We start from the raw sequence: 240 nt of genomic DNA, 5'->3' as shown, positions 1-240 counted from the left end.
CCTGAAGAACTATTCTTCTGGTCTACCCAAGCTGACCACCCCTGGGCTTTGCTTCCTGTCCAAGGATTGCTTCCGTTCTCCGTCTGACTAAAATCACCATTTTCAACTAAATTCTTGGCATCCCTTTGCTGATACTGAACTTCCTTCTGGCTTTGCTGAATGGTATTCGTAGTCGTTTCTTCCGCTCCAACTGTCATATAATGGTTTAATAAAAATCCTGATAAAACAAGTGAAGACAAA

General features: G+C 42.1%; 1 protein-coding gene. It reads right to left on the bottom strand.

What is annotated here, in order from left to right; all coding sequences use genetic code 11:
• Positions 1-239 (bottom strand): hypothetical protein (locus CF394_RS00680; protein ID WP_243370598.1); only part of this gene is annotated, 239 nt, incomplete at its 3' end.
• Position 240 lies beyond the last annotated feature (1 nt).

The sequence above is a fragment of the Tetzosporium hominis genome, from assembly GCF_002265435.1.
GTDB classification, from domain to species: Bacteria; Bacillota; Bacilli; order Bacillales_A; family Planococcaceae; genus Chryseomicrobium; species Chryseomicrobium hominis.
The sequence above is the reverse complement of the archived record's forward strand: the minus strand, read 5'-3'. Positions and strand labels throughout refer to the sequence as shown.